11 protein-coding genes are annotated in these 13,734 nt (G+C 39.2%); 4 read left to right on the top strand and 7 right to left on the bottom strand.

Annotated elements, in window-relative coordinates:
* Positions 1-203: 203 nt before the first annotated feature.
* On the bottom strand, positions 204-1,436 hold the full coding sequence (gene tyrS, locus R5R67_RS15570) for a tyrosine--tRNA ligase (protein ID WP_000335558.1): 1,233 nt from the start codon (positions 1,434-1,436) through the stop codon (positions 204-206).
* Between the two features lie 61 nt (positions 1,437-1,497).
* On the opposite strand from tyrS, the gene R5R67_RS15565 reads away from it, so the two are divergent.
* Entirely contained in the window at positions 1,498-2,625 is a 1,128-nt protein-coding gene (locus R5R67_RS15565) for an anhydro-N-acetylmuramic acid kinase (protein WP_001274581.1), read from the top strand.
* Positions 2,626-2,752: 127 nt separating this feature from the next.
* A complete protein-coding gene (locus R5R67_RS15560) occupies positions 2,753-3,598 on the top strand; it encodes an alpha/beta fold hydrolase (RefSeq protein ID WP_000366401.1) in 846 nt (281 codons plus the stop codon).
* A gap of 56 nt (positions 3,599-3,654) precedes the next feature.
* Here R5R67_RS15560 and erpA read toward each other — a convergent pair whose 3' ends face one another.
* The 4 genes from erpA to R5R67_RS15540 all read right to left on the bottom strand — a co-directional run bounded on the left by erpA (position 3,655) and on the right by R5R67_RS15540 (position 7,729).
* Positions 3,655-3,990: an iron-sulfur cluster insertion protein ErpA gene (gene erpA, locus R5R67_RS15555; protein WP_000993572.1), complete on the bottom strand. Its 336-nt coding sequence runs from the start codon at positions 3,988-3,990 to the stop codon at positions 3,655-3,657.
* Between the two features lie 124 nt (positions 3,991-4,114).
* Positions 4,115-5,119: a putative solute-binding protein gene (locus tag R5R67_RS15550; RefSeq protein WP_005119209.1), complete on the bottom strand. Its 1,005-nt coding sequence runs from the start codon at positions 5,117-5,119 to the stop codon at positions 4,115-4,117.
* Between the two features lie 342 nt (positions 5,120-5,461).
* Entirely contained in the window at positions 5,462-6,469 is a 1,008-nt protein-coding gene (locus tag R5R67_RS15545) for a putative solute-binding protein (protein ID WP_005119208.1), read from the bottom strand.
* A 255-nt stretch (positions 6,470-6,724) separates the two neighbouring features.
* Positions 6,725-7,729 (bottom strand): putative solute-binding protein, encoded by a 1,005-nt coding sequence (locus tag R5R67_RS15540; protein ID WP_005119207.1) that lies wholly within the window; start codon positions 7,727-7,729, stop codon positions 6,725-6,727.
* A 256-nt stretch (positions 7,730-7,985) separates the two neighbouring features.
* Between R5R67_RS15540 and R5R67_RS15535 the strand changes: the two genes are divergently transcribed.
* Both R5R67_RS15535 and R5R67_RS15530 read left to right on the top strand, forming a co-directional pair.
* Positions 7,986-9,911 (top strand): ATP-binding cassette domain-containing protein, encoded by a 1,926-nt coding sequence (locus tag R5R67_RS15535; RefSeq protein WP_030424144.1) that lies wholly within the window; start codon positions 7,986-7,988, stop codon positions 9,909-9,911.
* Between the two features lie 251 nt (positions 9,912-10,162).
* Positions 10,163-10,720, top strand: coding sequence for a VTT domain-containing protein (locus R5R67_RS15530; protein WP_001009202.1), 558 nt, complete (start codon positions 10,163-10,165; stop codon positions 10,718-10,720).
* 85 nt (positions 10,721-10,805) lie between these two features.
* Here R5R67_RS15530 and cybC read toward each other — a convergent pair whose 3' ends face one another.
* Positions 10,806-11,198 carry a cytochrome b562 gene (gene cybC, locus R5R67_RS15525; protein WP_000987632.1) on the bottom strand — a complete coding sequence of 131 codons (393 nt, stop codon included), beginning with the start codon at positions 11,196-11,198 and terminating at the stop codon, positions 10,806-10,808.
* 37 nt (positions 11,199-11,235) lie between these two features.
* Entirely contained in the window at positions 11,236-13,704 is a 2,469-nt protein-coding gene (gene gyrB / locus R5R67_RS15520; RefSeq protein ID WP_000093729.1) for a DNA topoisomerase (ATP-hydrolyzing) subunit B, read from the bottom strand.
* Positions 13,705-13,734 lie beyond the last annotated feature (30 nt).

The raw sequence follows: 13,734 nt of genomic DNA, 5'->3' as shown, positions 1-13,734 counted from the left end.
TCCAAAGAATCCAAAGAATCCAAAGAATCCAAAGAAATATTAGAGCAAATACTCTACCTTCACTTTATATTTCTTCTTATTTTTTTAATTTATTTTATTCTTAATAATACTTAGATGGTTCCACGTGGAACGCTTAATTAGTTTTATGGTTTTGAAATAAAAAAAAGCAGGATTACTCCTGCTTTTCTATCACTACATAACTTTTAGTCAGTGAAAGTTACACGTGCAATTGCTTTTTTCCCAGACTGAATAATAAAAGTCCCGTTTTCTTTTACAGAGAAACTTGCATCTACTACATTCCAGTCTACTTTTACTGCACCGCGTGCAACAGCATCTTTTGCAGCTGCTGCATTTGGATTTAATCCTGCTACGCGAAGAATCGTGGCAATAAAGATTTCACCACCAAACTCACCACGTGAAATAGTTACTTCAGGAGTATCTGCCGGCACCTCACCTTCTGTAATACGGTTACCAGCACTCTTATGAGCATTAGCAGCAGCTTCAGCATCATGGAAGCGTTCAACCAACTCGAGTGCAAGAATACGTTTTACTTCTTGTGGATTACGACCAGCCGCGATTTCATCTAATAAAGCTTTGATCTCATCTAGAGATTTAAAACTTAATAAATCGAAATAACGTTCGATTAAAGAGTCAGGCATTGATAATACTTTTTGGTACATTGCACCTGGCGCATCAAAAACACCAATATAGTTACCTAAAGATTTAGACATTTTATTTACGCCATCTAAACCTTCTAGAATTGGTACAGTGATACACACTTGTGATTCTTGGCCATAACGGCTTTGTAACGTACGGCCCATGAGTAAGTTAAAGGTTTGGTCTGTACCACCTAACTCAACGTCTGCTTCAAGTGCGATAGAGTCATAGCCTTGAACTAAAGGATATAAGAACTCATGAATTGCAATTGGCTGATGATTGTTATATCGCTTAGTGAAGTCATCACGCTCTAACATACGTGATACTGTTTGCTGGCTTGCCAACTGAATAAGATCCGCAGCAGACTTTTGGTTAAACCACTCTGAGTTAAACCGTACTTTTGTTTTATTCGGATCTAAGATTTTGAAAACTTGTTCTTGATAAGTTTTAGCGTTAGCTTCAACTTGTTCGCGTGATAACGGCGGACGAGTTGCACTTTTGCCTGTTGGATCACCAATCATGGCTGTATAGTCGCCAATCAAGAAAGTAACTTCATGACCCAAATCTTGAAACGTTTTTAGTTTATTAATAAGAACCGTATGTCCTAAATGTAAATCTGGAGCTGTAGGGTCAAAACCAGCTTTAATTTTAAGAGGACGATTCTCTTTAAGCTTTTTCAGTAAATCTTCTTCTGAAATAATTTCGTGCGTGCCTCGTTGGATGAGGGCAAGCTGTTCTTCGGCGGGCAAGAAATTTGACATCACAAAACCTAAACACATCAGTTATTCAATTTGTGCGATATACTAACATTTTTTCAGCGTCTTGCAGGGGAAGTTGCATATGAGCGCAATCTATATCGGCGTAATGACTGGCACTAGTATGGATGGTGTGGATATTGTTGCGGCTTCATTTGAGCCACTACAGCTTCATGCCACACTTACAGTTCCATTCGAACCCGAGTTACGTGATGAGCTTATGGCATTAACTTTACCCGATGACAATGAAATTGACCGCATGGGTAAAGCTGATGTTGCTCTAGCCAAAATGATTGGTCACGGGATTAATTCTCTCATTGAAAAGCACCAATTAGATCGTAGACAAATTAAAGCGATTGGGTCGCATGGACAAACCATTCGTCATCGTCCAGAGCATGGTTTTACGCTACAAATTGGCGATCCAAACATTATTACTGAGATCACTCAAATTCCGGTCGTTTCAGATTTCCGTCGTAGAGATATGGCAGCAGGTGGTCAAGGCGCTCCATTAGTGCCTGCATTTCATCAAGCATTATTTCAACATCCAAGCATTCATCGGGTGATTTTGAATTTAGGCGGCATTGCCAATGTAAGTATGTTGCCTGCCAATAATCCTGACGGCGTATTTGGGTTTGATACGGGGCCTGCGAATATTTTGATGGATGCATGGTGCCATCGCCATACAGGTCATCCATATGATGAAAATGGTGACTGGGCAGCTTATGGTCATCCTATTCGTTCGTTACTCGACCGTCTTTATGCTCATGAGTATTTTTCTAAAGAACCTCCTAAAAGTACGGGACGTGAAGATTTCAATATTGACTGGTTAGATGATCAGTTAATCGATTGGCGTAATGATTTAACTTATGATGAGTTAGAAGATACACCTGAAAATATTCAAGCTACCTTATTGAAACTTACTGTACGTGCCATTCAAAAAGCGATCTATCGTTCTAATATGGAAACAGGTGAAGTTTATGTATGTGGAGGTGGAGCTTATAACTCTTATTTGTTAGAACAATTACGTTGGCGCTTACGTAAGCACAATTGGTCAGTTCAAACCACTGATGTTTTAGGGCTCTCCCCTACTTGGGTTGAGGCTACAGCATTTGCATGGTTAGCAATGCGTTTTGTGAATGGTTTAAGTGGTAATTTACCTGCGGTAACCGGAGCGTCAGATTTTAGAATCTTAGGCACGATCACGGCGGTATAAAACTACTTATTCGATTTAATTGGACTGATTCGACCTCATAACACATTTCCTGACCCGAAATGCTGTTATTAAATTGGTCATAAAAATTCATGATAAATGCCAACAAAAATAAGTAAGGCATGTTCTTATGGATCTGACCAAACGTATTCATCAATACACACGTGGGGCTTGGACATTCGATGTCATTGATTCAGGCCCTATAGATGGCCCTCTCGTGGTTTTATTGCATGGCTTTCCAGAAACTGCCCATAGTTGGGAGCAGACTTCGGAATTATTACATCAGCATCAATTTAGAACATTTGCGCTCCATCAACGTGGTTATAGTCTAAATGCTAGACCACAAAGCCGCTTTCATTACGCTTTAAGTGAACTAACTGAAGATGTCGCAGTTTTTATTAAGGGACTTGGTCAACCAGTTTATTTAATTGGGCACGATTGGGGTTCTGTAATTGCGTCTAGTGTAGCTATGAAGTATCCACAGTATATTCAACATCTCACTTTAGTTTCCGTACCCCATCAAGCTGCTTTTTTAAAAGCCTGCTTAAGTAGCAATCAACTACTAAAATCTTATTATTTTGCAGTTTTTCAGCTTCCTATTTTGCCCGAACTTTTATTTAAGAAAATGCCTAAAGTAGCAAGAAAATTTCTTAAATCATCTGGCATGACCGAACAGCAAATTGAAATATTCGAAACTGAATTTATAAAGGAAAATAGGCTAACTACGGCATTAAACTGGTATCGTGGCTTTTTTTGGGAAAAGCCTGAAAATCCTTTTAAAGCAATAGACGTTCCCACTCTTTTTATTTGGGGTAAGCATGATATTGCAGTAACAGAAAAAAGTGCCAAGTTAAATTCAGGTTATTTTAAAAATAATTATAAGGCTATTTTTATGGATGCCTCTCATTGGATTCCTTATCAAAATGCACCTGAACTCGTACAATGCTTTTTAGAATCTATACATGATCAAGCATAATCTTATAAATAAAAAACCTCTCATCATAGAGAGGTTTTTTTTATTTAAAATTCTTTTTAAATTGAGAATGAAGAACCACAACCACAGGTTGTTGTCGCATTCGGGTTCTGCACAATAAAGCGTGAACCTTCAAGGCCTTCAACATAATCAACCACTGAGCCAACTAAATATTGATAGCTGAGCGAGTCAACCAGCATCTTTACATCGCCATTTACAAATTCAGCATCATCTTCATTTACGCTTTCGGCGAAATTGAAGCCGTATGAAAACCCTGAACACCCGCCTCCGGTTACATATACACGTAACATGAGATCGTCATTCCCTTCACTATCACGGAGTTGGCGTACCTTATTGGCAGCATTATCTGTCAAAACTAGAGCTTGGGCATTCATGATGATTGTTCCTCGGATTTTGCTGTGCCTTTCAAAATAAAAAAGACCCTATATTGAGTATAGCATAATCAATATAGGGTCTGTCTTCGAAGTTTAAAGCGAATCTTGAGTATTTTTATCAAGATTATTTGTAATTCTCATCTTGTAAGCCACATTCAAAGTTTTTCGCGTCTTGCTTACAACGGAATTGCCATAGTAGTTTCATCATGCGTTTATCATACACCCCGCGTTGTGTAAGGTTAATTCGAGACTCACGCATGAGCTTTTGATAACCCGGTTTATCGGCAGCTGGTACTTCCATCCAATATTTTTGCGGAATATCCGCTTTCATTTTACCCAAGATAGTAAAAGCACGTGGTAACTGACTAGCCACCCACTCTCTAGATTTCTGACCAAAACCAGCTGGGAATTTGTCTGGACGAATAATAATATTTCCGGTCACCTGTAAAATTGGATAGTTTACAATTGCCCCTTTTGTACCTAAGCCTTTTTGTAACTCTAAAGGTTTAAAAGCTGCTGCTGGTGCACCAATAATATCCACCTGATGATTATTAAATTTAGCTCCAAAGTTCGTCACGTCAGCACTCACTGCCTGGGCACCCACCTGCTGAACCATGATTTTTTGTGCTTCATCGTAGTCTAATACGGCGATTTTTTTACCGGCAGCTTTCGCTACGGTATTAATACTACGGTCGTTTACTAAAAGGTAAGCATCTCCTACCGGAATAACACCTACTACCTCATAGCGGCCATTGACCATATATTTACTAAAGGTTTGGCTTGCTAAACCTTGCATGACTTTAACAGCAAGTTTGAGATCTGGAATCGCACCAATTGCATCTAATGATCCCGTAAATGAGTTGAATTGACGTCCGCGCATGCCTGATACACTAATACCATCACATTTGCCCGCTTTAAAATCTTCAGCAATCACTGCTTCATTCTGGTTTACTTTTAGTTCGATATCAGCTCCCCAGTTTTTCGCTGCAAGCTGATAGTCCTTCATGAGTGCATAGACATCGCCATTTTTACCAACAAAGTCAAAAACACATATGGTTTGTTTGGCCTCGGCTGCAAATGAAATTGTTGTGAGTCCCATCGCAAGTAAAAGCGTTTTGGAAAATCGCATATTCTTTTCCTTTCCTTGTAAATTTTTTGTTTTTGGCATCAAGAAATTTCACGCTGGTTGGCATGATTCTCATGAGATATGCTTCATCTAAGATTCACAATTTAGATATTGTTATGATCAATTCTGTTTATCCGAGCTCAATAAAAAATAACGAGTTAAATTCCCTTAGCTCTTTTAATGACTCACTTCCTTGTTCTATTTTCTAATATCTTCATATATCCAGATGAAGTTTTATCCTCAATTTAGATTAGCGTCTTTTTAATGAATCACAATGGCTGAATTGACAGTCTATAGAAAGCAAAAAAGCCTAGAATAAATCTAGGCTTTTAAGTTCAAAATGAATTATTCACCAGGCATTGAACATTCAAAGTTAGCTTTGTCTACAGAACAACGTGCTTTTTTCAATACAGACATCATACCTGGATCGTAAATACCGCGTTTAGTTAAATCCATACGGCCATCACGTAACATTTTTTGATATTTCAGTTTGTCTTCAGCACTTAGGTTCATTTTGTATTTACCTGGAATTTGTGCTTCTAAACGGTTAATCATTGCAAAGCTTTTTGGTAATTGTTTTACGAACCAATCACGAGACTTTTGACCAAAGCCTGCTGGGAATTTATCAGCACGTAATACTAAATCAGCCGTTACATGTAATACCGGGAAGTTCCACATTACACCGTTTGCGCCCAAACCTTTGTTCAATTCTAATGGTTTGTATGCATAAGCAGGCGCACCTACCATATCTACCTGACCATTATTAAATTTAGCAGCAAAGTTTGAAATATCAGAAAGAACTGCCTGAGCACCTACGCGCTGCACCATAATTTTTTGTGCATCGTCATAACCTAACACGGCGAATTTTTTACCAGCAGCTTTTTCAACTGAGTTAATGTTTTTATCACGTACGAAAATGAACGCTGAACCTAACGGAGAGATACCAGCAACTTCGTATTTTTTACCGCCAAGGTTAGTTGTCATTTTTGCAGCATTACGTGCATCTAATACATAAGTAATAGCACGTTGAGCAATTTGGTTATTAGGAACGCCGCCAAGTGAGTCGATTGATCCGGCAAATTTGTTATATTGGCGAGCGCGCATAGCTGTCATTGCTACGGCATCACATTTACCAGCTTTAAAATCATTATCTGCAACAGCCTCGTCCTGACGAGGAACTAAGTTAATTTCAGTACCCCAGCCTTTTGCAGCTAGAGCCCATTCTTCCATCATTTTATATGAGTCGCCTGCTTTTCCTAAGAGGTCGAATACACACACGGTACTCGCTGCTTGCGCTGAAGCAGAAAAACCAACAACAGAAGCGGCAGCCATAGCAAGTACGATTTTTTTCATTTTCTTCATCCTTCCACGGAACAGATTTTTTGTTTGAAGTTTCCTTTCAAACACAGATATTAATCATGTTTTTTAGAAAAAAATAGAGCTTTTACTCAAATATTTTTATCTCATTGAACCATTGTTTGTTCGATTTAAATTATTTATTAAAATGAAAAATCGCTAATTTTCCGTAAGTTATTTTTTATATTCACAATTTTCATACCCATATTCAGCTTTGAAATATCTGTAGGGTTTTTGTGATTAAAAAACAAACTACTCTCCAGTCAGCGTACATTCAAAATTTGTCCGTTCAATGGTGCATCGTGCGCGCTTGAGTACACTCATCATTGTCGCGTCATATACACCTTGTTTTGTTAAGCCAAGGCGACCTTCACGTAATATTTTCTGATATTTCAACTTATCTTCGGCTGAAAAATTTAATTTAATTTTAGGAGGAATACCGGTTTCTAACCGTTTTACCATTGCGAAGTTCTGTGGCAACTGTTTAATAAACCATTCACGAGACTTCATTCCAAAATTGGCCGGAAACTTATCACTTCTTGCAATTAAATCCCCTGTGACGTTCACCACAGGAAAAGTAAACATGGCTCCATTTGCTCCAATTCCCTTACCAATTTCTAACGGTTTATAAGCATAAGCAGGTGCAGCAATTGCCTCGACTTGGCCACTATTAAACTTTTTCACAAAATCGGTAATCTCAGAAGGAATAGGCTGGGCACCTACACTTTCAACTATAATTTTCTGGGCTGCGTCATATTGCAAAATGGCAAACTTAGTCCCACGTACTTTCTCAATTGAGTTGAGGTTTCTATCTCTTACAAATAAGTATGCTAGTCCAATCTGGACAATTCCAACCACCTCATAGTTTGTTCCATTTTGTGTGGTTAGCATGCGATGTTTATTACGTTGATCCAAAACGTAACTAATCGCCTTTTGAGCAATAGCATTACTTGTCACCCCGCCAATCGCATCAATCGAGCCTGCAAATTTATTGTAGTTTCGTGCTCGCATTGAAGTCATATAAGCTGCATCGCATTTACCCTCACGCAGCCTACGATCTACTAGAGCTTCATCTTGAAATGGAATTAATGTAATGTCCGCTTGCCAACTTTTTGCCGCAAGTGCCCATTCTTCCATCATTTTGTAGGATTCACCTGATTTACCCAATAAATCGAATACACATACGTTTTGCCCCGCGTGTGTTGTCCCCATAGCACAGCAAATAACTGCACTTACTATCCCCAATCTTTTTTTCATTTGACTTTCCTTAGTCTGGTTTTATTAGTTAGTAGCTCATTTATCAACCAAATTTTAAATTGTTTTTATTTTAGCCATATTTTTCTAAATGTGGCCTATCTTGCTCAAAATTTGGATATTTTCAGACGAATAGCTTTAATCGGGATCAGTGAAACCATGCAATCTCAGTATTTATAAACTAAAACTCCGAAAGTTTTGTCTTCATGATCAGTTCTCTTTAAAATACAGCATCCCTAACTCACCTCGATAAGACAAGATGATTCAATTTGACCAAGTTTCTTTACGCCGCGGTGGACGTGTTCTATTTCAAAAAGCGTCTATGCAATTACACCCAGGTTGGAAGATTGGTCTAACTGGGGTCAATGGTGCAGGTAAATCAACACTATTTGCAGCATTACTCGGTAGCTTAGGAGCAGATGAAGGCTCGCTTACTCGTCCTTCCGTATGGACTGTGGCTCATATGGCGCAAGAAGTTAAAGCCCTAGACATGCCTGCTATCGATTTTGTCCTTTCTGGAGATGAAGAATATTGGGATATTCAAAATAAACTTGCTCAACCAGAACAATTAACAGACTCGGATTTGGCTAAATTACATGGCCGTTTTGATGAAATTCATGGTTATTCTGCGCCATCTAAAGCAGCTCAGCTGATGGCTGGTTTAGGGTTTCTAGAACATCAATTACGTTTAAACGTTGCTAGTTTTTCTGGTGGATGGCGTATGCGTCTGAATTTGGCGCGTACATTGATGAGTCGTTCTGACTTACTCTTATTGGATGAGCCAACTAACCACTTAGATTTGGATGCAATTTTATGGTTAGAAGATTGGCTCAAAGCTTATGAAGGCACCCTCATTTTAATCTCGCATGACCGAGATTTCTTAGATGCAATTACAGACCATATTCTTCATATTGAGAATCAGGAACTTACGCTTTACACGGGTAACTACTCCACATTTGAGACCACTCGAAGTGAACGTTTAGCACAACAACAACAAGCTTTTGAAAAACAGCAAGAAGCACGTGCTCATTTACAAAAGTTCATTGATCGCTTTAAGGCTAAAGCCACTAAAGCTCGTCAGGCACAAAGTCGTATTAAGCAACTTGAACGCATGCAGCAACTTGCACCTGCTCATGTAGATACACCGTTTACTTTTAGTTTCCGTGAACCTACCAAAATGAGTTCACCGTTACTGACCTTAGAAAATGCCAGCATAGGTTATGGCGATAAAAAAATTGCTGAAAAAATTAAACTTCAAATTACGCCAAACTCGCGTATTGGTCTGCTTGGTATGAATGGTGCGGGTAAATCAACATTGATTAAAAGCTTGGTGGGTGATTTACCATTACTGGCAGGTGAACGTAAAGCTTCCGAGCTACTCAACATTGGTTACTTTGCGCAGCACCAAATGGACGCCTTAGATGGTCATGCCAGCCCAATGCTTCAACTCGCCCGGATAGCCGATAAACAAATTAGTGAAGCAACATTACGTTCTTTTTTAGGTAGTTTTGGCTTTAGTGGCGAACGCATGGATACTCCATGTGAAAGCTTCTCTGGGGGTGAGCGCGCTCGTTTGGCCTTAGCACTCATTGTATGGCAGCGCCCAAATGTTTTAATTCTGGATGAACCAACGAACCACTTAGACCTTGATATGCGTCATGCGCTTAGTATGGCCTTACAAGATTTTGAGGGTGCAGTTGTTCTGGTTTCTCACGAACGTCAACTTATTGCCAGCGTTTGTGATGAACTCCTTTTGGTACACGGTGGCAAATGTACCGAGTTTGAAGGTGATTTGCAGGATTATGCTAAATGGCTACGTGAAGCACGCCAGCAACAAATCAATGCTCAGACTGCTGTAGCACAAAATAATTCATCTTCTGCCGCTCCCGCTAAAGTCGATAAAGAAGCACAGCGTAAAGAAGCAGCTCGCCGTCGTGAACAAACTCGACCAATCCGTAAAAATATTGAAAAGGTTGAATCTCAAATTGAAAAGCTTCAGCCACGTCTTGCTCAAATCGAAGAAGCTTTAGCAGATACTTCACTATATGAAGCTAATCGTAAGGAAGATTTGCTTAAACTGATGAATGAGCAAACCGAACTCAAAGCTAAGCTTGAACAATATGAAGAGCAACTCTTAGAACTCATGATGGAACTTGAGGAAATGGAAGCCTCATTTGAAAACTAAATATCTTGGCCAGTATTCGTATATTTAAGTATCTGTACTGGCTTTTATTTTTTATTAGCTTATAAAAATATGAACGATCTCTAATAAAGTTTCATTCAGCTGTTAAATTTTTGAGATAGATTCAAATTTGATAACATATAAAACTTAAGCTACATCTTAAGGGTTGCCATACACAGATAATTTAACTAAATTCTGTAACTTCGTTTTTACCCTTCTTGAGTAGGTATTTAATTCGGGATCAGACAAACTGAATGAATTTTATTGATTTTATTACTAATTTTGAACAATTTTTACCTATTTTGATTCAGGAGTATGGTGCATGGGTTTATGCCATACTCTTTTTGATTATTTTTTCTGAAACCGCTTTTGTGTTTATGTTCTTTTTACCTGGAGATAGCTTACTTTTAACTGTAGGTGCACTGTGCTCGGTGGTTGAACTGATGCATCTTGGTTATATGATTACTCTGCTCACCGTTGCAGCAACATTAGGCTATATCGTCAATTATTCTATTGGCCGCCATTTTGGAAACCGTATTTTTGAAGCAAAATCACGTTTTATTAAAAAAGAATATTTGAATAAAACGAACCGCTATTTCTTGCAACATGGCGGTAAAACTATTCTTTTAGCACGTTTTATTCCTTTCGCACGTTCTTTTGCACCCCTCGCTGCCGGCTCAAGCAATATGAGCTATGGAAAATTTTTGATTTACAATGTGGCAGGAGCTATTTTGTGGATCTGTATCCTCTTAACGGCTGGCTACCTATTTGGCCATGCACTCATTCAGGTTACAGATTTTGTAGAAAATTAATAAGTTTGGTTAAATAAATTTGTATAGCCAAAAATAAAGGGAATGAATCAAACATTCCCTTTATTTGATTTAGATCAAAGTAACTTTATCTAAACTTTTTGTGGTTTTCATTACGAATATTTACCAGATTAATTGCTTCAGTTTTGGCTTGGTCCAATTGTCCCTTATCAACAAAAACCGTAACCCGATCAATTTCAGCAACCAACTGATCTAAACCCGCTTGGTACTCTTTTACCTGTACATTTTCAGGGGGTAAACCTTCCAACTTATGAGGTAAAGATAATTTTGAAGATAATGCTGCCTGACGCATAATCACAAGCTGCTGTTTAGCGTTATCGATATCTTTTGCTTCAGCAAAGGCTTTAGTGCTCTTCGCTAAAGTTTTCATGTCGGCTTCCAAGTCTGCTGCAAATGCAGAATGACTCACTAAAGCCGCACATGAAATCAGCATACTTGCTAGAATTTTTTGACTCATCATCTTCTCTCCCTAGACTGATTTAGAATCTTGCTATCAATTAAGCATCAATATCCGCATTTAATGCATTTTCTTCAATAAAGGCACGACGTGGTTCAACATCATCGCCCATTAAGCATGAGAACATGCGATCAGCTTCAATTGCATCATCAATAGTCACCTGTAACATATTACGGTTTTCAGGGTCCATTGTGGTTTCCCAAAGCTGCTCAGCATTCATCTCGCCCAGACCTTTATAGCGCTGGATCATCATTCCACGGCGTGAATCTTGCAGAATGTGCTGCCATACCTGATGGAAATTAGCGACTTGAATACGACGATCACCTTTTTGTAAGTATGCGCCATCTTCAATTAACTTGAACCAACTCTTCGAGTTCTTCAATAAACGAGCATATTCCGCAGAATTCAATAAACCTGCGTCAAGTAAGTAAGCATGTGGCAAGTTATGAACATATACAGTTACACGTGGCCAGTAATGCGCAGATTTCTCGCCTTGAGCATTCTCGCGTTCAAATGTTTCAAGCGTAATTTCAGGGCGCAAACTTGGCTGTAGTCTTTGTACAGCTTCACGTACTTGATCCGCCCATTGTTGTACATAAGCTTGATCATGGTTTTGATCTGCTTTAAATGCATCGACTTCGAGTAATGCATCCAGTAAGCTTGCTGGATAACGTAACGTTAAGCGTTGTAAGCTCTTTTGTGAAACTTGATAGTCTTGAATTACTTTTGCCAGCGCTTCACCTGTAATTGCAGGCGCATCAGCACTAATATGTAAAGCAAGCTCATCAATCGCATTTGAAATCAAGTAAGTTTCTAATGCGTCGTTATCTTTAATATATTGCTCTTGCTTACCCTTTTTGAGTTTATATAAAGGTGGCTGTGCAATATAAATATGACCACGTTCCACCAACTCCGGCATTTGACGGAAGAAGAATGTTAATAACAATGTACGAATGTGCGAACCATCGACATCGGCATCGGTCATAATAATAATTTTATGATAACGAAGCTTGTCAGGGTTATATTCTTCACGGCCAATACCACAGCCAAGTGCTGTAATTAATGTACCCACTTCCTGACTAGAGATCATTTTGTCAAAGCGCGCACGCTCAACGTTCAGGATCTTACCTTTTAAAGGTAGAATAGCCTGCATTTTACGGTTACGGCCTTGTTTGGCACTACCACCCGCAGAGTCACCCTCGACAAGATATAATTCAGAAAGCGCTGGGTCTTTTTCCTGACAGTCAGCCAATTTACCAGGCAAACCTGCAATATCTAATGCACTCTTACGGCGTGTCATTTCACGTGCTTTACGTGCAGCATCACGTGCGCGTGCAGCATCAATAATCTTGCCTGCAATTGATTTTGCAGCTTGTGGATTCTCAAGTAAGTAAGCAGAGAACTCTTTGTTCATTGCTTGCTCTACCGCTGGTTTTACCTCACTTGATACCAATTTTTCTTTTGTCTGAGACGAGAATTTCGGATCAGGAACCTTAACGGAAATGATAGCTGTTAAACCTTCACGCGCATCATCACCAGTCACATTCACTTTTTCTTTCTTGAGAATATTTTCATTTTCAAGATACTGGTTTAAGCCACGTGTTAAAGCTGCGCGGAAACCTGCTAAGTGCGTACCACCATCTTTTTGTGGAATGTTGTTTGTGAAACAGCGAACATTTTCTTGGTAACTATCGTTCCATTGCAATGCAACTTCTACAGCAATGCCGTTGTCAGCATCGGCTGTGAAATGGAAGATTTCGTTGAGATGGTTTTTACCTTCGTTGATGTATTTTACAAACTCAGATAAACCGCCTTCATAGTCATAGACATGCTCAAGGTTAATACGTTCATCACGTAAAACGATACGTACACCAGCATTCAAGAAAGAAAGCTCACGTAAACGGCGTGCTAGAATTTCAACATTAAAAATGGTTTGACTGAATGTTTCTGCACTTGGCCAAAAACGTACAGTTGTTCCGGTATTATCCGTTTCACCAATCACACGCAATGGATATTGCGGATCGCCATGATGATATTCTTGCTCATGGATTTGACCAGCACGGTAAATTGTTAGATGCAATTTACTTGAAAGTGCGTTAACAACGGAAACACCTACGCCGTGTAAGCCACCTGAAACTTTATAGCTATTATCGTCAAACTTACCGCCTGCATGCAGAATCGTTAAAATTACTTCTGCAGCAGAAACCCCTTCTTCAGGGTGAATATCGGTCGGAATACCGCGGCCATTATCTGAAACACTGACCGATTCATCCTCGTGAATCGTGACAATAATTTCATCGCAGTGGCCAGCTAAAGCTTCGTCGATTGCATTATCGACAACCTCAAACACCATATGGTGTAAACCGGTACCGTCGTCTGTATCCCCAATATACATACCCGGACGTTTACGAACTGCATCTAATCCACGTAATACTTTAATACTAGAGGAATCATAAGCCTTTTCATTGGTTTGTTCTGTTTGAGAGGCTGATTGAGACTCTGAACTCATGGTTTCTCCCTAGCAAATATAGGTTTATTC

Origin of the sequence: Acinetobacter sp. OYA S30 (genome assembly GCF_033599315.1) — a bacterium.
Classification (GTDB): Bacteria; Pseudomonadota; Gammaproteobacteria; order Pseudomonadales; family Moraxellaceae; genus Acinetobacter; species Acinetobacter baumannii.
This window is presented reverse-complemented; position numbering and strand designations above follow the sequence as displayed.